Origin of the sequence: Pseudidiomarina sp., from assembly GCF_048267825.1 — a bacterium.
In the GTDB taxonomy this organism is placed as follows: domain Bacteria; phylum Pseudomonadota; class Gammaproteobacteria; order Enterobacterales; family Alteromonadaceae; genus Pseudidiomarina.
Window position 1 is genome coordinate 141,626 of sequence record NZ_JBLWWR010000002.1, and the last position, 18,188, is coordinate 159,813.

The following is an 18,188-nucleotide window of genomic DNA, read 5'->3' on the forward strand; positions in this document are numbered from 1 at the left end:
CTAATATCTAATATCGTGGTTGCCCTTCGAAGAGTTTTTTGACATTCTGCAGTGTGAAATCAATCTCTGACACCTTCAGCGGTGCAATGAAAATTGTATCATCGCCAGCAATTGTGCCCAGCACACCTTCTTGTTTGCCGACCGAATCAAGCAAGCGAGCAATTAACTGGGCTGCCCCCGGCGTAGTACGAATAATCACCATCACATCATTGTGTTGTATATCCAAAACAAGCTGGGTTAATGGTGCGCGGGTGCTTGGAATGCCCAATTCTGCGGGCAGGCAGTACACCATTTCTTGCCGCGCATTGCGGGTTCGTACTGCCCCATACTTGCTTAATAAACGCGAAACCTTTGACTGACTAATATTGGCAAAGCCTTGTTCTTTAAGGGCATCGACAATGTCGCCTTGCGAACCGTAACGTTCTTCTTTTAGCAACGCCTTAAAGGCTTCAATCATGTCGTCTGGCTTTTTGTTTGGCATAAGTTTGGCTCAATCAACGCATCAAATTAATCCTCAATCATATACAGCCAGCACCGTAACGCAAGTGTTTCCGAGCACTTACGCAGCAGCTGCTTGGTTGTAATTTGGCCGAAAAAGGAGTAAAGTTTTCGCCCTAAAATATCCCCACACAAATGGATGGAGTCTGAGATGAAAGTTGCAGTTTTAGGTGCTGCTGGCGGTATCGGCCAAGCATTATCATTACTTTTGAAAACCCAATTACCTGCTGGTTCTGAATTGGCGTTATACGACGTAGCGCCTGTAGTACCTGGTGTTGCTGTTGATCTGAGCCACATCCCTACTGCGGTATCTGTTGCTGGTTATGGTAAAGACGACTTAGCGTCAGCTTTAGTTGGTGCCGACATCGTGTTGATTCCTGCGGGCGTACCACGCAAGCCAGGCATGGACCGTTCAGACTTGTTCAACATCAACGCAGGCATCGTTGCGAACTTGGTTGAAGCAATTGCTGATAACTGCCCGAAAGCTTGTGTGGGTATTATTACCAACCCGGTGAACACCACAGTTGCTATCGCCAAGAAAGTACTTGAGAAAAAAGGCGTTTACGACAAAAACAAATTGTTCGGCGTGACCACCCTGGACGTGATTCGTGCTGAAACATTTGTGGCAGAAATTCATGGCAAAAACCCAGCTGAAGTAACCGTTCCAGTTATTGGCGGCCACAGCGGTACTACTATTTTGCCATTGCTGTCACAAACCGGTTTAAGCTTCTCAGACGAGCAAATTGAAGCGCTAACCAAGCGTATTCAAAATGCTGGCACCGAAGTTGTTGAAGCAAAAGCTGGCGGCGGCTCTGCAACCCTTTCAATGGGTCAGGCAGCAGCGCGCTTCTGTTTATCGTTGGTTAAAGCAATGGAAGGTGACAACAGCGTTGTTGAATGCACCTACGTTGAAACAGACGGCAAAGACGCTTTGTTCTTCGCACACCCAGTGCGTTTGGGCAAAAATGGTATTGAAGAAATTCTGCCATACGGCAAACTGAGCGCTTACGAAGAAAAAGCAAAAGCTGACATGTTGGGCGGTTTGAAAGCTGATATCCAAGCTGGCTTAGACTTCGTTAAATAAGCCTTTAACCGAAAAGGCTGAATCATGCCAAAGCAGAGTGTCTTACCACCCCTTGTGATAAGCACTCTGCTTTTGTGTTTCTACTACCTGCTGATGCCATGGCATGACGCACTACTGATGCGTTACCCCCGAGTTATCGACGGCGCGTGGTGGCAAATCATCACCGGTCAGTTGATGCATCATGACCAACCCCACCTTTGGTTCAATGTTACCGGCGTCTGGATTGGCTGGTTGCTGTTCCCTGAGCAATTAAAAGACACAAAGCACTGGTGGGTGACTCTACCCATCTTACTCGCGAGCAGCGCCGGACAGTTGCTGGGCGCCCCCAGCTATGAAGTTTATGCCGGCTTTTCAGGCACGCTCTACGGGCTATTTGCCTACGCAGCACTCAAAGATGCTCTGGCCAAGCAATGGATAGGCATGGTGGTGCTGGCAGCACTGGTGATAAAAATCATTTTTGATCTAAATCAACCCGCAACTGGCGATGCCGTCGCCGTATTTGCGCATATCGGCGGTGCTTTGTGCGGTTTAGCACTAGCGGCAACGCCCCGAGCATCCTCATAGACTTTTGTCTAATTTAACACATTCCCCCTTGTAAAATCTGAACAATTGGCGATATTTAATACAGCCCATAGTACTTTAGTGCTATGCGCATTCGCGATACAACACAAAACAATTGAGAACAACCCAGAACAACAACAAGATCAGGGAGAAATTTATGACAAAGTCTGTCAATAAAAAAGGAGCCTCAAGCGGCCATGGTGTAAGGCTTACGCTTATAGCTTGTGCTATTTTTGCATGCTTACCAACGCTTGGCATGGCGCAAGAGGCTGGGGCCGAATCGGAGCAGCCAGAAACACGGGCGGATGAACGCATTGCGGTAGTAGGTACGCGGTCAGCACCACGCTCAGTTGGTGATTCAGCAGTACCTTTAGATATTATCGGGGCCGATGAACTAACCGACCAAGGCTCAACGGACATGCTCAATATGGTGAGCACGGTGGTACCGTCATTCAATGTTAACGACCAACCCATCAATGATGCGTCAACGCTGGTTCGTCCAGCCAACTTACGTGGTTTGGCTTCTGACCATACGTTGGTGCTGGTTAACGGTAAACGTCGCCACCGCAGCGCGGTAATAACCTTCCTTGGTGGTGGATTATCTGATGGCGCACAGGGCCCCGATATTTCCAATATTCCGGCATCCGCATTGAAGCAAATTGAAGTTCTGCGTGATGGGGCCGCGGCACAATACGGTTCCGATGCCATTGCCGGTGTGGTCAACTTTGTACTAAAAGATGCATCTGAGGGCGGTATGTTGGAAGCGCGTTATGGCTCCACCGCAGAGGGTGACGGCGACACCATTCAAGTCAGTGGTAACGTTGGTTTTGAGCTGAGTGAGCGCGGTTTTGCCAACTTTAGTGCGGAATACCGCGAGGCAGATGCAACCAGTCGTACGGTGCAACGTGACGACGCTGCAGCATTAATCGATGCGGGCAATACTTTTGTCGCAAACCCGGCCCAAATTTGGGGTACACCAGAAATCAAATATGACTTCAAAGCACTTGCTAACTTTGGTCTGGATTTGGGCAAGAACCGTGAGGCCTATTTGTTCGCTAATTATGCGGAACGTGAAATTGAAGGCGGTTTTTACTATCGCCATCCGCACAACCGCGATGGTGTGTTTTTCGGTGGCTTCAATGACCAAGATGAGCAATTGCTCTTGGTCGGCGACTTAGATGGTGTGGACCAAGGGCTTTCGTGCCCAGAGGTACCCGTTGGCGATAACGTATTGGACTCGCCAGAGTATCAATTAATTGCCAACAACAGCACGCCACTTGGTGCTAACTGCTTTGCATTTAATGAGCTATTTCCTGGCGGCTTTACCCCGCGGTTTGGCGGCATAGTCACCGATGCATCTTTTGTAGCCGGTACCAATGGTTTTGTAGGCAACGATTGGGCCTATGATGTATCTGTTGGTGTTGGTTATTCACACGTGGAATACCTACTGTTCAATACGGTCAACCCGTCGTTGGGGCCAAACACACCGTTTGAATTCAGCCCAGGTGCAGCCAGTCAGTTAGAAAAGAACTTTAACTTAGATTTCAGTAAAGGCTTTCAGGTAGATGGCTTCTACGACTTGGTTAATTTTGCGACCGGTATTGAATACCGCCGCGAAACCTTCAAGCAAGAAGTTGGTGACCCAGCTTCATTTGCAATCGGGCCATTAACCGAGCAAGGGTTTGGCATTGGCTCGAATGGCTTCCCGGGTATTAAACCTGAAGCGGCCGGCGAATGGAGTCGCGGAAACTGGGCGTGGTATGCCGACGTTGAAACCTATCTAACTGCTGACTTTATGGTGGGCGCTGCAGTTCGCTTTGAAGACTTCAGCGATTTTGGTTCTACCGCCAATGGTAAATTATCGGCGCGTTGGCAGTTGAGCTCAGATTGGGCTGTTCGTGCTGCTGCGAGTACCGGCTTCAAGGCTCCAACGGTAGGGCAAAGTAACGTCATTAACGTTACCACGGCCTTTGTCGGCGATGCGTTGCAAGACCAAGCATTACTGCCACCAACCAATCCAATTGCTGCACTCAAAGGCGGTAAGCCACTTGAGCCTGAAGAGTCAGTGGCTTATAGCTTCGGTATTGTTGGTGAATTTGAAAGTGGACTCTACCTGACAGTGGATTACTTCAACATTGAAGTGACCGACCGCTTAAGCCGTACCTCAGCGATTCCACTAACGCAGGAAGACATCGACGCTTTAATCGCGCAAGGCGTGCGTGATGCATCAAGCTATAGCAGTGTGGTGTACTTTACCAACGACTTTGATACCACCACGCAAGGTATCGATGTTGTTGCTAACTACGGCCACGACTTGTGGGAAGGTGAAATGAAGTACACCTTGGCGTACAACTGGACTGACACCAAAGTTGATTCATTTAACCCGCAAAACATCAACTTGGCCAAAGTGCAGATGCTTGAAGATAACTTGCCAGAGCATCGTTCGACTGTCACAGCGAATTACCGTAAAGGCGACACGCGCACCTTGCTGCGCCTGAACTACTACGGTAAATACTATGAGGACCATGTTGACGCGGGCGGCGGCTTAGATATCTACCCTGGTGCCGAAACCACCGTAGATCTTGAGTTCGCCTATGACTTCAGTCAAAACTTTACCGCAGCCTTAGGCGGCAAAAACGTGTTTGATAACCGTCCCGATGAAAACCCATTCGGTCGCGCGGTAGTCGGGTCTCAATACCCACCGACCTCGCCGATGGGAGTAAACGGCGGTTTCTACTACGTTCGGGCGCAATACAAATTTTGATGCGTTGCGATAAAAAGAATAGAAGGCAGGCCTAATCGCCTGCCTTTTTTCTGTGCCAAAAACCGAAAGTCGTGTACAATCTTTGGCTTAATTTAACTGTTGCACTGAAGCTATGAAGTTATCAGAAATCAATGCGTTGATGGCCGACGATATGTCAGGCGTAAATCGATTAATTGGCGCTGAATTACAGTCAGACGTTGCTTTAATTAATCAGCTCGGTTTGTACATTGTTAACAGCGGTGGCAAGCGTTTGCGCCCTCTGTTGGCAGTAACTGCCGCACGAGCAGCCGGTTACCAAGGGCAGGGGCATTTGACCTTGGCAACCATCATTGAATTTATTCATACCGCAACGTTGTTGCATGACGACGTGGTGGATGCTTCTGAATTGCGGCGCGGCCAGGAAACAGCCAACGCCGTGTTTGGTAACGAAGCTAGCGTATTGGTGGGTGATTTTTTGTACACCCGCGCGTTTCAATTAATGGTTACCCTGAACTCGATGAAGGTGATGAAGATTTTGGCCGATGCCACCAACATCATTTCTGAAGGCGAAGTGTTGCAGCTGATGAATTGCAACGACCCGGACACCACCGAAAAAAGCTACTTTGAAGTCATTTACGGGAAAACCGGCAAGTTATTTGAGGCTGCGACCCAATTAGGTGCGGTGCTGGCGGATAAACCCGCAGCAGTTGAAGAAGCTCTGGCTGCTTACGGGCGTCATTTGGGCACTGCGTTTCAGTTGGTCGATGACTTACTCGACTACACCGCTGACAGCGAAACCATGGGCAAGCAAGCTGGCGACGACTTAGCCGAGGGCAAGCCAACCTTGCCGTTGCTGTATGCCATGTGGCACGGCAATGATGAAGAGGCTGCACGCATTCGCTTAGCGATAGAACAAGGCGACGGCCGTGACCAACTGCAAACTATTTTAGCGGCCATGCAGCGTACTGGCGCACTCGATTACACACGTAATCGCGCGTTAAAAGAAGCAGAATTGGCGCAGCAGCAGTTAGCGCACCTGCCGGATTCGCCTCACCGCGAAGCCCTGCACGCTCTCGCTGCCATCGCCGTTGATAGAATCGCGTAACGAATAACGAATAACACTCTTTACTCGCGCAGCGAGTTTATGTACAATTCGCGCCCTGAATTTAATTCAAATAAAGACCCTTCGGGGAAATCGGAGAAAGACATGTACGCAGTATTCCAAAGTGGCGGTAAGCAACACCGTGTATCTGAAGGCCAAATCGTCCGCCTGGAAAAACTGGAAGCGGCCACTGGTGATGTGGTTGAGTTCGATCAAGTGTTAATGCTATCGAACGGTGACGACGTTAAAATCGGCGCGCCCTTTGTTTCTGGTGGATCTATCAAGGCGGAAGTTATCAACCACGGTCGTGGCGACAAAGTGAACATTATCAAGTTCCGTCGTCGTAAGCACCATATGAAGCGCCAAGGTCATCGTCAGTGGTTCACTGAAGTGAAAATCACTGGCATTAACGGTTAATTGAAGGAGTAACGACACATGGCACATAAAAAAGCCGCAGGCTCAACTCGTAACGGTCGTGACTCAGAAAGTAAACGTCTGGGTGTAAAACGTTTCGGTGGCGAATCAGTATTAGCTGGTAGCATCATCGTTCGTCAACGCGGTACTAAGTTCCACGCTGGTGATAACGTTGGTATTGGTCGTGACCACACTTTGTTCGCGCTTAGCGACGGTAAAGTTTCTTTTGCGGAGAAAGGTCCTAAAAACCGCAAATTTGTTAGCATCGTTACTGAATAATTTCAGTTAGAACGCTAGCGCAGAAATAAGAAACCCCGTCCGGAGTGGCGGGGTTTTTTCATGTAAGCAAGTAGGTAAAATCATGAAGTTTGTAGATGAAGTCGGAATTCGCGTAGAAGCAGGCGACGGCGGTAACGGTGTCGTAAGTTTCCGACGTGAAAAATATATCCCCAAGGGCGGTCCCGATGGCGGTGACGGTGGCGATGGCGGCGACGTTTATCTAGAAGCCGATGAGAACCTGAACACACTCATTGATTATCGCTTTGAGCGTTTTCACCGTGCGCAGCGTGGCGAAAACGGTCACGGCAAGAACTGTACCGGCAAACGCGGCTCAGATTTGATACTAAAAGTACCTGTGGGCACACGTGCTACCGATGAAGAAACAGGTGAAGTACTGGGTGACTTAACCCGTCACGGTTTGCGTCGCATGGTGGCCAAAGGTGGTTTCCACGGCCTCGGTAACGCGCGCTTCAAAAGCTCGACCAACCGTGCACCGCGTCAAAAAACCATGGGCACCCCAGGCGAAATTCGCAACCTGAAGCTTGAACTGATGCTGCTTGCAGACGTCGGTTTGCTCGGTATGCCAAACGCAGGCAAATCAACCTTTATTCGCTCAGTTTCTGCGGCGAAACCGAAAGTTGCCGACTACCCGTTCACTACCTTGGTGCCAAACCTTGGTGTTGTGCGTCCAGTGCCGCATGCAACCTTTGTTATCGCAGATATTCCAGGCCTGATTGAAGGCGCTGCAGAAGGTGCCGGTTTAGGCATTCGCTTTTTGAAGCACCTTGAGCGCTGCCGCTTATTGTTGCATCTTGTTGATTTAGCACCGTATGATGAATCAGACCCAGCTAAACAAGCGGTCAAAATTGTGAATGAGCTGGAAAAATACAGCCCAGCTTTAGCCGCGAAACCGCGTTGGTTGGTGGTTAACAAAGTTGACTTGCTCAGCGAAGAAGAAATCGCTGAAGGCATTGAGCGCGTAAAAGAAGCACTTGATTGGGACGGTCCGGTGTATCAGATATCGGGTCTATCGAAGATCAACACTGATTCGTTATGCAAGGAAATCGTCAATTACCTTGAAACCTTGCCGAAGCCAACGCCAGAAGAAATGGAAGCGGAAGCCAAAGCCAGCGTTGAATTCAAGTGGGACGATTACCACAAAGAGCAACTTGAAGCCTTTGCGCAAGACGACGAAGATGACGATGATGATTATGACGACGACGATCACGACGTCGAAGTGATCTACCAGAAATAAAAAATGCGTTATTGGTTGGTCGTTAAAGCGAACAACCAACAACGATTAACGACTAACGAATAACGGAGGTTCGTACATGCATATTGCTTTGGTAGCGGCGATGGCTGCGAATCGCGTTATCGGTAAAGATGGCAAAATGCCATGGCACCTTCCTGCCGAGCTGCAACATTTCAAGCGGATTACCCTTGGTAAACCGGTGGTTATGGGGCGCACAACCTATGAATCTATCGGGCGCCCGTTACCCGGGCGCACCAATATTGTTCTTAGCCGCAAACACCAGCAACCGTACACCGACGAGCAGGGCGTTATTTGGGTGAACAGCCCACAATTAGCGGTTCGCGCAGCGGGTCACACCGACGAATTGATGGTGATTGGTGGCGGACATGTTTACGCCGAATTTCTACCGCATGCTGACCGTTTGTACTTAACCCAAATTCAACTCGAAACTGAAGGCGACACGTTTTTTCCTGACTATCAGGCTGCCGCTGAATGGGAATTGATGGAGTCTGTTGAATACCCGGCTGATTCCAACAACCCGTATGCATTTGTAACAGAAGTTTACCGCCGTCTTTGAACCGGCTTATACCTCCGACAAAGTGTAAATAAGCTGTTAGAAACTGAATATCGTTAACAAATTATTCCGTTGCATGCGTTGTAACAGCTGTTTACCATGCTAAACAGAATAAAAATAAAGCGATGTTTAGTTATGGTTGGTTCAGCGAGTCGACTGCGGTTGCTCACATTATCATGCGTATTAATCGGGGTATTTAACAGCCCAGCGTCCGCTCAAGTGAGTATGAACTCATTTGGCGATGATTTAGCGTTGCTGTTTTGTAGCCATGTGTTCACCAATGATTCCAACGCATTTCGCAATAAACTCCGTGAGCATCGCCTCCGTATCCGTGATATCTACCCCCGCATTCGTTGTAACAACGAAACCATGATTCAATTTGCCGAGCGGCATGGGTCAACAGAAATTGGTCTGTTTATTGTGCACAGCGTATTGCATGCTGACCTGCAACAAGCAGGTGATTTGAGCTGGGCTCAGAAACTTCCTTATAATCATCCGATAAACACGGTGTTGCGTGAGCGCTTTGAAAGTACTGCGCCACAACAATAACCAAAAAAATAAACATTTACAGTTTGTTGCTTTCCTTTGCACAACCTCGCGCGCTAAACTAACCGCAATTGTTACAACTGGATAACAAATCATGGGAATTAAGGGAATATCTGTAATAGGAACACTGTTGGCTTCGTTAGCTTGCGTCAATGTCGCAAATGCCGATGAAACACCAGCAACAAATGCATCACAAGCGCCATTAGCTTCATGCTATCTAAAGAATATCAGCGAGCAGGTACTCTGCGGCGAGCTTGCGGTTCCTGAAAATTACGACCAGCCGGAAGGTCGTCAAATTACCATTAATTATGCTGTGCTACCTGCGGTTAGCGAGAGTAAAAAAGCTGATCCGCTGCTTATCTTAGCAGGCGGGCCAGGCCAGGCAGCAACTGAGTTGGCGGCAATGATCAATCGTATGTTCAGTGACGTTCGCAAGCAGCGCGACATCCTGTTAATCGATCAACGCGGCACCGGCAAATCACATCCACTCAGTTGCGAACTCAACCATGTTGATGAGCTTGTTAAAGCCGATGACGACATGCAGCTCGATCGCATTGCGGGCGAGTGTCTTGCACAGTTTAGCGAAGAAGATTTAACCCAGTATCACACGGTGAATGCAATTCGCGATTTTGAGGCTGTTCGTGAACATTTAGGCTACAGCCAAGTTAATTTATATGGTGGTTCGTACGGTACTCGGGCAGGCTTGGTGTACATGCGTGAAGCGCCTAACTCAGTGCGCGCAGCGGTATTAGATGCGGTTGCTCCCCCGGAAGTCGTGGTGGGGCCATTTGGTCGCCACGGTGCACAATCGTTTGAATTGCTGCTGGAACAATGCGCGGAATCTAAAGCCTGCACCGCAACATTTCCCAATTTAGAACAAACCTACGCCAACACTTTGGCTTCATTGGAAAGCCAGCCAGTGCCGTTGACTGTGGCCGATCCCCTCAGTAACGAAGATACCGAAATTCTGATTACTGCTGGCCGGTTTACGTCAGTAATGCGCGTTGGGCTGTACCATCCAACAACACGACAAATGTTGCCGTACGTGATTCAGCAGACCGGGCTCGGTAACTACACGCCTTTGGTGGGGTTGTTAGGTAGCGCAATGTCACAGTCTGAAATGTATATGGGTTTAACCCTATCGGTACTGTGTAGCGAGGACCTTCCGCGAGCAACCGAGCGGTTGCTGGCCGAAGACGGCAACAACAGCTTTATCGGCAGTCGTACAGCCGATGCATTTATTGAAATGTGTTCGGTATGGCCACAGGCGCCGCGCCCTGAAGCCTGGTTCGAACCGGTTTACAGCGACATTCCGACACTACTGTTGTCTGGTCGCCTTGACCCAGTTACCCCGCCAACGTGGGGCGCTTTGGCAGCGCAATCGCTGAGTAACAGCCGGCATTTAATTGCGCCAAATGGCTCACATACAATTGCCGGCCATACTTGTGCCAATAAACTTGTGGGGCAATTTATTGAATCGCTCGATGCGCAGGCACTGGATGACAGCTGCTTAAAAAATCAAAAGCCGGCACCTTTCGTGTTGAATGCAAACGGTAAAGGACTATAGGAGGCCGCAATGATTGAAGTAACTGGACTACGCAAACAATTTGGCGAAGTAGTGGCTCTCGATGGTTTGACGTTTACAGCACCCGAAGGGCAAATAACGGGTCTGCTGGGCCCCAATGGAGCCGGTAAAACAACCTGCCTACGCACTATTTATGGGCTGTTAAAGGCAGACAGCGGTCATGCACTGATCGACGGCATTGATGCCAGTAAACAGCCGCTGGAAGCGCGTCGCAATATCGGTATTTTTCCGGATAAATTTGGTTTATATGAGCGTCTGACAGCGCGTGAGCAAGTGGCTTATTTTGCCGCTTTGCACGGTTTAGAAAAGCAAGCCGGGGAAGCTGCGGTGCAGCAAGCGCTAGAACGTCTCGACATGTTAGCCATTGCCGACCGCAAGGCAACAGGCTTTTCGCAAGGGCAACGGATGAAGGTTGCTTTAGCGCAGGCCATTGTACATAGCCCTAAACATTTGATTCTTGATGAGCCAAGCCGTGGGCTGGATGTGATGAGCACGCGTATTTTACGCGAACTACTGCGCGAACTGCGCGGGCAAGGCACCAGTATTCTATTTTCGAGTCACGTCATGCAAGAAGTTGCCGCATTGTGCGACCAGGTTGTTGTCGTCGCGAAGGGGAAAGTCGCAGCGCAAGGCACCACCGAAGAGCTTTGTGCGCAAACCGGCGAAACCGCATTGGAAGAAGCGTTTGTGAAAATCATAGGAACAGATGAGGGTATCGCAGCATGAGTAATTTAGTTCGCAATCCAATCCGGATTGTTTGGCGAAAAGAACTTCGTGATGCGATTCGTGACAAGCGCTCCGTTATGGCGGCTATGTCCTATGCATTTTTTGGTCCATTGCTGATGGCTGTGGCGTTTTACGTCATGATCAGCCAACTCACTGACCCGAGTGATGTTGAGATAGATATCACCGGCGCGGAACATGCACCTGCTTTGGTTGAGCATTTAAACAGTAATGGGATTGTGGAGCGTGATAAACCGTGGCCTGCAGGGCGTCAACCTATCGTACTTGCGATTGGTGAAAGCTGGGCTGAAGATATCGCACTCGCTAAACCGGCACCGGTTACTTTAACGGCTGACTTCAGTGCCACCAAGCAGACCGGTGACTTGCGTCGTATTGAACGTGCCATTGAGGGCTATAGCAATCAAATAGCCTTTATTCGCATGCAAATGCGCGGCCTAGACCCACGCGTGGTTCAGCCGATTGATCTCGTGAAACATGACACCGCCACGAAAGGCTCCCGCTCGGCCATATTAATGGGCAGTGTGCTGATCTTTATTCTATTGTCGGTGTTCTTCTCGGGTATGAACGTGGCCATTGATATCAGTGCTGGTGAGCGTGAACGCAATTCGCTTGAACTGCTGTTGTCACAACCGCTCAGTTCGCATCAATTGGTGTTGGGAAAAGCCCTTGCCGCGAGTTGTTTCGCGATGTTTGGTGGGGCACTCAGCGTGGTGTTGATTCCAATTATTTTCCGCTTTTTACCGCTGCATAATATTGGTATTAGTTTGACGCTGGACTGGACCATGATGCTGTTAATTGTCTTAATGCTGGCACCGCTTGCTTTGTTTGCGACCGCATTACAGCTATTTGTCAGCTTCCGCGCCAAAAGTTTTAAAGAAGCGCAAACCTATATTTCGTTTTTGCTGATGCTGCCCATGTTAGCGGTATTCGGCGTGGAGTTCGCGCGCCTTAAAAACCCAATACTCTATTACTTGCCATTAACGGGCCAGCATCAAGCACTATTGGATATTATAAAAGGCGATAGCTTGCAGTGGTTGCCGATTTTTATTAGTGCAGGCGTGACAGCGCTTTTAAGCTTGTTGATTATTCGCTATATCGGACGGATGCTCGCCAGCGAGAAAGTCGTATTCGGGTTGTAGAGCAAAGGCGTTATTAGATATTAGATATTAGATATTAGATATTAGTTAACGCGACTTTGAATTTGATAGTACAGCCATTGGCCGAGGCGCCGCAGCTGCGGCAGTGGAAACTTTGGTAACGGTGACTGATAAAACGGTAAATCCGGCATTTTCTCACCCATGGCCAGTTGCGCAACGCGCTGGCCAGCCAACTGTGTAAAGGTTACACCTGCACCGCAATAGCCCATACTGGTATAAACACCCTCAGCTGGGCTGTAGATACGTGGGTAATCATCCAATGCAACAGCTACCCAACCACTCCAACGGTAGGCCGGTGGCTCTTTGCTAAGTGCAGTGAGCGCTGGGAACGTTTGTGCCATGGCAGCCAACAGATGTTGTGTATAGCGCTGCTTTTCAGCATCACGCCCTCGAATGGCACCACGCCCACCAAAAAGCATGCGTCCATCAGGGAGTAACCTGAAATAATACTTCAGCGTGCGCGTATCCATAACCAGCTCATGCGGTTGTACGCCAATGGCAGCACGTTCGGCGTCGGTCAATTTGCGCGTAACCAACACACTAGAGAGTACGGGCAAGCTGCGCCCATGAATACTGGGGTGTAAATGATTTGGGGTGTAGCCATTGGTAGCGATAATTACTTTCTTGGCTTGAATCACACCTCTGGCGGTGGTGAGCTGGTGCACGCCATTTGCGAGCGTTTGCCAATTTTGCACCGGTGCATGTTCAACTAACGTCGCACCGGCTTGAGCAGCTTGACGCGCAACGCTCGCTAACAGCAATAACGGGTTCACACCGAAGCTCTGCGGAAAGTGAATTGCAGCAAACGCCTGTGGGCTTTTCACGCGCGCCTGAATGGCGTCGCGGTCCAGCCAGCGTGTGGCTGGTTCATAGTGGCATAGCGCGTGGTATTGTTGGTTTAATTCCGCGACAGCGCCTTGGCGGTGGGCAATCTTTAAGTAGCCGCCGCGTTGCACCTGCAGTTGTTCCGGGCATGCGTTTAAATGACGTTCTAAGCGCGCAAACGCTTGTTGGTATTCAGCTTGAATGCCTTGTGCTACGGCTTCACCGCAGCGCTTTTTCCATGCTGAATAACCAAGCCGCCCCGTACCGGGCATGGCGAATCCTGCATTGCGACTTGAGCAGCCCCAGCCAAGCTGATTGGCTTCAACGACAACCACCTTTTGCTGATAGGTTTCAGCCAGCTCAAGCGCCGCGTTTAATCCGGTGTAGCCGGCACCAATAACAACCACATCGGCGTGTTCGGGCAAAGCTGTGGCGCAATCAGGCCATTGTGGCGCGCTGTGGGCGTGCCAATAACTGGTGGGGTAAGGCTGATTAGGGCCTGGGCTGCGGTCGTGAAGTGGGTCGTACATGCCAGGCCTCCAAAGGTAACTTCGTGCTGCTTAGAATTTCAAAATCATTTCGCCGGCGGTGCAGTGACATACGCCATCACAGACCGGACAGTGGTACCCATCGTTGATGGATAAATCATACCAGCGCTTGTCATGTTCACGAATTAGCTCACCGCCACAGCGGGTGAAGTATTCGAACGCGGCATTGTCTGGGCTTTGCATCCAAATGTGTGCCAATCCCGCCTGACAGCCAAGCTTCTTAGCTTCAGCAATCGAGCGTTCTAACAAGCCACGGCCAATACCGCCACCACGCACGTCAGGGTCAACAGCAACACATTTAAAGTAACAAATCTGTTCAGCGGGTACAGGCCACTCTGACGGGCAACAATGGCCATCAATGTCCCAGTTTCCTGGGGCAAAAGTCAGTCGAATACCGGCCAGTTTACCGTCGGCAAATGCCAGCCAATTCAAGTTCACATCACCCACACGCCCACGCTGGTCATAATCGGCCAGGGACTCAGGTGTCAGGTAGTTGTCGCCGTGAACACGGTTGCCTAATTCGATGACGGCCGCGTAATCGGCGGCCGTCATTTGTTTGTATTCAATCATAAAAACCAAGTGCGTTATTAGATATTAGATATTAGATATTAGAAAAATCCGAAACATCAGGGCTAATGTCTAATATCCAAGTGCTAATATCGCTTTTGCATTATTAGTAGCGGTAGTCGTCGGACTTAAACGGCCCTTCCACGGCTACATGAATATAATCCGCTTGCTGCTGCGTCAGCTTGGTCATTACACCACCAAAGCCTTGCACCATGTAGCGGGCAACTTCTTCATCAAGCTGCTTCGGTAAAACTTCAACGCGCAGCTTCGCAGTTTTTTCAGCCGCTGGCAAGTCAGCAAACTTCTCTTCGAACAAGTGCATTTGCGCCAATACTTGGTTCGCAAATGAGCCATCCATAATGCGGCTTGGGTGACCGGTTGCGTTGCCAAGATTGACTAAGCGACCTTCCGAAAGCAACAACAAGTAGTCGTTGTCGTCATCGCTGCGGTAGATTTTATGCACTTGCGGCTTCACTTCGTCCCAACGCCAATTATCGCGCATAAACTTCGTGTCAATTTCGTTATCGAAGTGACCAATGTTACACACAACAGCCGTTGGTTTTAACGCCGCCAACATGTATTTATCGCAGACGTTGACGTTACCGGTGGTGGTCACAATCAAATCGGTGTTCTGCAGCAAATCGCGGTTAATGCCTTCAGCTGAGTTTGTGTTCACACCATTTTTAAACGGTGACACCACTTCATAGCCATCCATACAGGCTTGCATGGCACAGATTGGGTCAACTTCGGTAATCTTCACAATCATGCCTTCTTGACGCAAGCTGGCTGCAGAACCTTTACCTACGTCGCCATAACCAACAACAAGCGCCTTTTTACCCGACAGTAAGTGGTCGGTTGCGCGCTTAATCGCGTCATTTAATGAGTGACGGCAACCGTATTTATTGTCGTTTTTCGACTTGGTTACAGAATCGTTCACGTTAATGGCTGGCACGCGCAATGTGCCGTGTTTCAGCATCTCGAGCAGACGGTGCACACCCGTGGTGGTTTCTTCGGTAATGCCGTGCACTTTATCCAGCATTTGTGGATATTTTTCGTGGATCAACAGGGTTAAATCGCCGCCGTCATCCAAAATCATGTTGGCATTCCATAACTCGCCGTCTTTGCGACACGTTTGTTCCAAACACCACTCGTATTCTTCTTCGGTTTCACCTTTCCAGGCAAACACAGGTACGCCAGCTGCAGCCATTGCCGCCGCTGCGTGGTCTTGAGTTGAAAAGATATTGCATGATGACCAGCGTACTTCAGCGCCAAGTTCAATCAGCGTTTCAATCAGTACTGCGGTTTGAATGGTCATATGAATACAACCAATAATGCGTGCGCCGGCCAGAGGCTTGCTGTCAGCATATTTGCGGCGAATGGTCATCAACGCTGGCATTTCTGACTCAGCGATAGAAATTTCTTTGCGGCCCCAATCGGCCAAGTTAATGTCTGCGACTTTGTAATCTTGCATGTGAAACCTCTTAAATCGTTAATCGTTATTCGTTGTTAACTAAATTCTGGTTCGTGCTGTAAACGAATCAACAACTGTTGCTGCCGGCTTAACTCTAAGCGTGGCCCGAAATTTGATACAACTTCTGCCGCTGCGTGGCTAGCTAATAGACCGCAGGCTGCGAGTGAATAGTTTCGTGTTAGACCATACATCATGGCGCCGGCGAACATATCCCCAGCACCGTTGGTATCGACCGCTTTGACTGGCACACCAGGCACCACAACCTGGCGTTCGCCGTCGCCCAATAAGGCGCCGTCTTTACCCAGTGTAATAGCAACTAAGTCAGCATGCTGCCGCAACTGTTGCATGGCTTCTTGTACGTCGTCGGTGCCCGTTAAGATCCGTGCCTCTTCTTCATTACAGAACATCACGTCAACACCACCTGCTAAAATTTCATCAATGCCGTCACGGAAGTACTTCACCATGGCTGGATCAGAGCAGGTAACCGCAATTTTAGTACCGTGGGCACGCGCAACTTCTTTGGCGCGGGCTATTGCCTGCCGCGCAATGTGCGATGTGACTAAATACCCTTCAATGTACAGATACTGCGCACGTGCAATCGCGCCTTCATCAAGTTCGGCAATCGATAAGTCAGCGGTAATCCCCAAATAGGTGCGCATGGTGCGTTCAGCGTCGGGAGTGACCATAACTAAACAACGACCGGTTTTGCCTTCATGCCTTTGGCTTCCGGTATTGGTGGTAATCCCAACTTTCTCGAGGTCGTCACAATAGAACTTACCCGCTTGGTCATCAGCCACTTTGCAGCAATAAAATGCAGTTCCACCAAATTGTGCAAACCCGACCAGTGAGTTGGCCGCCGAGCCACCGCCGGATTGTTTCTTGAGCTCACCACGTTTTGCCAGTAGCTCAATAAGCCGCTCTTGGTCAGCATCTTCAATCAGCGTCATCATCCCTTTTTCAATCTGATGCTGCTGCAAAAATTCGTCCGTTACTTCAAATTCTTGATCGACGAGCGCGTTGCCAATACCAACGATATCAATAGGTTCCATGCCTTTCTCGTGTAAGGTTCTAGTCGTGTTTAAAAACAAAAAATCCGGCTGCGTAGTATACCGCAGCCGGATTAGTAGGTCGATAAATGGTTAAGCTTTGAAGCCGCCAGGCACGCCTTTGGTGGTGATACTTACAGCATCATGCGCGTGCAAAGATTCGTAGTGATTTACGCGAATCCAGAAGTCTGAAAACTGCTTCTGTACATTCAAAGCATGTTGTAACCGGCGCGCAGCATCTTCACAGAACATCAGGTTCTGACCATTCAAACGTGCAAACTCTTGTTCATCTTCACGTTTTACAGCTGCTTGAACCGGGGTTTTCAACGCATCTTCGATGGCATCGATTAAGCCAATAATTGGCAGCTCAGACACGCCTTCACCCATAATAACATTCACTTGGGCAATGGAGCGTTGGCTGTGTGGTGTGGCCACAATACCTTGGGTGGTGCCTAACCAGCGGTGTACCATTTCGGCATCAACTTCGCTGTCGGTACCAAACTGGTTGGCGAACGCTTCTTGAATAAGCTGGCGTGCTAAAGCGGCCGAGCACGGGCAGGTGCTGGAATAAGGTACTTCCACACCCAGCTCGAGGTTCAGCTTACCGTTATCGTAACGCCCTGTGACGGTTACAGGGTAGGCTTTCCAACCCTGCTTTTTGCTGATCAGTGACTTTCGACGCAAGTGATAATCGAAACTAAACTTCACATAAGCTTGATCTGCAAGGCCATCATGACTATCTATAAAGTCATGTAAGAGCTTGCTGAGCGAATGATGGCTAAGTACATCATTGTTTGATAAATCTTCCAACAGCAGGTATAAGCGGGACATGTGAATGCCTTTCGCTTTTGGGTCAGTTAAGTTCACAAACGCGTCAACGTGTGCGCTAACTGGACGCTCCGGCTCTTGGGCAGCACCGACAACCAGCGGCATTTCGATATTACTCATGCCCACCCAATCGAGAGTCCCCTCGGTTTGTGCGCGGGTTTGATTGGCGATGTCTGGCATCAAAGTTGGTGTAGCTGTTGGCATGCTTGTACGGCTCCAAACGTTAAAAATACTTAGTCCCAGTAAAAGGGGGCGATAGTATACTAGATTTAACCTTAATACGGTAGTTTGCCAGATTGGGTTTAGAACCGAAGCAAAACTTTTCGATTAACGGAATCGAAAAAGATGGATGAATACAATGGAT

18 protein-coding genes are annotated in these 18,188 nt (G+C 49.4%); 12 read left to right on the top strand and 6 right to left on the bottom strand.

Translation table 11 applies throughout. The features are described from left to right. Positions 1-7 precede the first annotated feature (7 nt). Positions 8-481 carry a transcriptional regulator ArgR gene (gene argR / locus ACN0UN_RS03550; RefSeq protein WP_128351367.1) on the bottom strand — a complete coding sequence of 158 codons (474 nt, stop codon included), beginning with the start codon at positions 479-481 and terminating at the stop codon, positions 8-10. A gap of 168 nt (positions 482-649) precedes the next feature. Here argR and mdh point away from each other — a divergent pair, with 168 nt between their 5' ends. From mdh to ACN0UN_RS03610, 12 genes are all read left to right on the top strand, one after another. Next, positions 650-1,582 (top strand): malate dehydrogenase, encoded by a 933-nt coding sequence (gene mdh / locus ACN0UN_RS03555; RefSeq protein ID WP_417658763.1) that lies wholly within the window; start codon positions 650-652, stop codon positions 1,580-1,582. Positions 1,583-1,606: 24 nt separating this feature from the next. Beyond that, on the top strand, positions 1,607-2,146 hold the full coding sequence (gene rrtA / locus ACN0UN_RS03560; protein WP_417658764.1) for a rhombosortase: 540 nt from the start codon (positions 1,607-1,609) through the stop codon (positions 2,144-2,146). A gap of 154 nt (positions 2,147-2,300) precedes the next feature. After that, on the top strand, positions 2,301-4,907 hold the full coding sequence (locus tag ACN0UN_RS03565; RefSeq protein ID WP_417658765.1) for a TonB-dependent receptor plug domain-containing protein: 2,607 nt from the start codon (positions 2,301-2,303) through the stop codon (positions 4,905-4,907). A gap of 112 nt (positions 4,908-5,019) precedes the next feature. Continuing rightward, positions 5,020-5,991, top strand: a complete 972-nt coding sequence (gene ispB / locus ACN0UN_RS03570) for an octaprenyl diphosphate synthase (RefSeq protein WP_417658766.1) — start codon at positions 5,020-5,022, stop codon at positions 5,989-5,991. Between the two features lie 102 nt (positions 5,992-6,093). After that, the gene (gene rplU, locus ACN0UN_RS03575; protein WP_128351363.1) at positions 6,094-6,405 is read left to right on the top strand and encodes a 50S ribosomal protein L21; all 312 of its coding nucleotides are present in this window, start codon (positions 6,094-6,096) and stop codon (positions 6,403-6,405) included. 18 nt (positions 6,406-6,423) lie between these two features. Continuing rightward, the gene (gene rpmA / locus ACN0UN_RS03580) at positions 6,424-6,681 is read left to right on the top strand and encodes a 50S ribosomal protein L27 (RefSeq protein ID WP_417658767.1); all 258 of its coding nucleotides are present in this window, start codon (positions 6,424-6,426) and stop codon (positions 6,679-6,681) included. 82 nt (positions 6,682-6,763) lie between these two features. Then, positions 6,764-7,936 carry an Obg family GTPase CgtA gene (cgtA, locus tag ACN0UN_RS03585; RefSeq protein WP_417658768.1) on the top strand — a complete coding sequence of 391 codons (1,173 nt, stop codon included), beginning with the start codon at positions 6,764-6,766 and terminating at the stop codon, positions 7,934-7,936. A 76-nt stretch (positions 7,937-8,012) separates the two neighbouring features. Further along, positions 8,013-8,510, top strand: coding sequence for a type 3 dihydrofolate reductase (folA, locus tag ACN0UN_RS03590; protein ID WP_417658769.1), 498 nt, complete (start codon positions 8,013-8,015; stop codon positions 8,508-8,510). Between the two features lie 222 nt (positions 8,511-8,732). Further along, a complete protein-coding gene (locus ACN0UN_RS03595; RefSeq protein WP_417658770.1) occupies positions 8,733-9,056 on the top strand; it encodes a DUF3718 domain-containing protein in 324 nt (107 codons plus the stop codon). 91 nt (positions 9,057-9,147) lie between these two features. After that, positions 9,148-10,620 (top strand): alpha/beta hydrolase, encoded by a 1,473-nt coding sequence (locus ACN0UN_RS03600; RefSeq protein ID WP_417658771.1) that lies wholly within the window; start codon positions 9,148-9,150, stop codon positions 10,618-10,620. 9 nt (positions 10,621-10,629) lie between these two features. Then, on the top strand, positions 10,630-11,364 hold the full coding sequence (locus tag ACN0UN_RS03605) for an ATP-binding cassette domain-containing protein (RefSeq protein ID WP_128351357.1): 735 nt from the start codon (positions 10,630-10,632) through the stop codon (positions 11,362-11,364). Beyond that, the gene (locus tag ACN0UN_RS03610) at positions 11,361-12,521 is read left to right on the top strand and encodes an ABC transporter permease (RefSeq protein WP_417658772.1); all 1,161 of its coding nucleotides are present in this window, start codon (positions 11,361-11,363) and stop codon (positions 12,519-12,521) included. Before ACN0UN_RS03605 ends, ACN0UN_RS03610 begins: the two co-directional genes overlap by 4 nt. Positions 12,522-12,562: 41 nt before the next feature. On the opposite strand, the gene ACN0UN_RS03615 is transcribed toward ACN0UN_RS03610, so the two are convergent. The 5 genes from ACN0UN_RS03615 to folE2 all read right to left on the bottom strand — a co-directional run bounded on the left by ACN0UN_RS03615 (position 12,563) and on the right by folE2 (position 18,028). Then, complete coding sequence (locus tag ACN0UN_RS03615; RefSeq protein ID WP_417658773.1) at positions 12,563-13,894, bottom strand: NAD(P)/FAD-dependent oxidoreductase; 1,332 nt, start codon at positions 13,892-13,894, stop codon at positions 12,563-12,565. A 30-nt stretch (positions 13,895-13,924) separates the two neighbouring features. Beyond that, positions 13,925-14,482 carry a GNAT family N-acetyltransferase gene (locus tag ACN0UN_RS03620; protein ID WP_417658774.1) on the bottom strand — a complete coding sequence of 186 codons (558 nt, stop codon included), beginning with the start codon at positions 14,480-14,482 and terminating at the stop codon, positions 13,925-13,927. 103 nt (positions 14,483-14,585) lie between these two features. After that, entirely contained in the window at positions 14,586-15,950 is a 1,365-nt protein-coding gene (ahcY, locus tag ACN0UN_RS03625; protein WP_339877436.1) for an adenosylhomocysteinase, read from the bottom strand. Between the two features lie 35 nt (positions 15,951-15,985). Continuing rightward, a complete protein-coding gene (locus tag ACN0UN_RS03630) occupies positions 15,986-16,999 on the bottom strand; it encodes an adenosine kinase (RefSeq protein ID WP_417658775.1) in 1,014 nt (337 codons plus the stop codon). A 90-nt stretch (positions 17,000-17,089) separates the two neighbouring features. Continuing rightward, the gene (gene folE2, locus ACN0UN_RS03635) at positions 17,090-18,028 is read right to left on the bottom strand and encodes a GTP cyclohydrolase FolE2 (protein WP_339877441.1); all 939 of its coding nucleotides are present in this window, start codon (positions 18,026-18,028) and stop codon (positions 17,090-17,092) included. Positions 18,029-18,188 lie beyond the last annotated feature (160 nt).

Bases quoted from the DNA above. Each gene is read 5' to 3' on its own strand.
- argR (WP_128351367.1), bottom strand. From the start codon at position 481: ATGCCAAACAAAAAGCCAGACGACATGATTGAAGCCTTTAAGGCGTTG.
- mdh (WP_417658763.1), top strand. From the start codon at position 650: ATGAAAGTTGCAGTTTTAGGTGCTGCTGGCGGTATCGGCCAAGCATTA.
- rrtA (WP_417658764.1), top strand. From the start codon at position 1,607: ATGCCAAAGCAGAGTGTCTTACCACCCCTTGTGATAAGCACTCTGCTT.
- ACN0UN_RS03565 (WP_417658765.1), top strand. From the start codon at position 2,301: ATGACAAAGTCTGTCAATAAAAAAGGAGCCTCAAGCGGCCATGGTGTA.
- ispB (WP_417658766.1), top strand. From the start codon at position 5,020: ATGAAGTTATCAGAAATCAATGCGTTGATGGCCGACGATATGTCAGGC.
- rplU (WP_128351363.1), top strand. From the start codon at position 6,094: ATGTACGCAGTATTCCAAAGTGGCGGTAAGCAACACCGTGTATCTGAA.
- rpmA (WP_417658767.1), top strand. From the start codon at position 6,424: ATGGCACATAAAAAAGCCGCAGGCTCAACTCGTAACGGTCGTGACTCA.
- cgtA (WP_417658768.1), top strand. From the start codon at position 6,764: ATGAAGTTTGTAGATGAAGTCGGAATTCGCGTAGAAGCAGGCGACGGC.
- folA (WP_417658769.1), top strand. From the start codon at position 8,013: ATGCATATTGCTTTGGTAGCGGCGATGGCTGCGAATCGCGTTATCGGT.
- ACN0UN_RS03595 (WP_417658770.1), top strand. From the start codon at position 8,733: ATGAACTCATTTGGCGATGATTTAGCGTTGCTGTTTTGTAGCCATGTG.
- ACN0UN_RS03600 (WP_417658771.1), top strand. From the start codon at position 9,148: ATGGGAATTAAGGGAATATCTGTAATAGGAACACTGTTGGCTTCGTTA.
- ACN0UN_RS03605 (WP_128351357.1), top strand. From the start codon at position 10,630: ATGATTGAAGTAACTGGACTACGCAAACAATTTGGCGAAGTAGTGGCT.
- ACN0UN_RS03610 (WP_417658772.1), top strand. From the start codon at position 11,361: ATGAGTAATTTAGTTCGCAATCCAATCCGGATTGTTTGGCGAAAAGAA.
- ACN0UN_RS03615 (WP_417658773.1), bottom strand. From the start codon at position 13,894: ATGTACGACCCACTTCACGACCGCAGCCCAGGCCCTAATCAGCCTTAC.
- ACN0UN_RS03620 (WP_417658774.1), bottom strand. From the start codon at position 14,482: ATGATTGAATACAAACAAATGACGGCCGCCGATTACGCGGCCGTCATC.
- ahcY (WP_339877436.1), bottom strand. From the start codon at position 15,950: ATGCAAGATTACAAAGTCGCAGACATTAACTTGGCCGATTGGGGCCGC.
- ACN0UN_RS03630 (WP_417658775.1), bottom strand. From the start codon at position 16,999: ATGGAACCTATTGATATCGTTGGTATTGGCAACGCGCTCGTCGATCAA.
- folE2 (WP_339877441.1), bottom strand. From the start codon at position 18,028: ATGCCAACAGCTACACCAACTTTGATGCCAGACATCGCCAATCAAACC.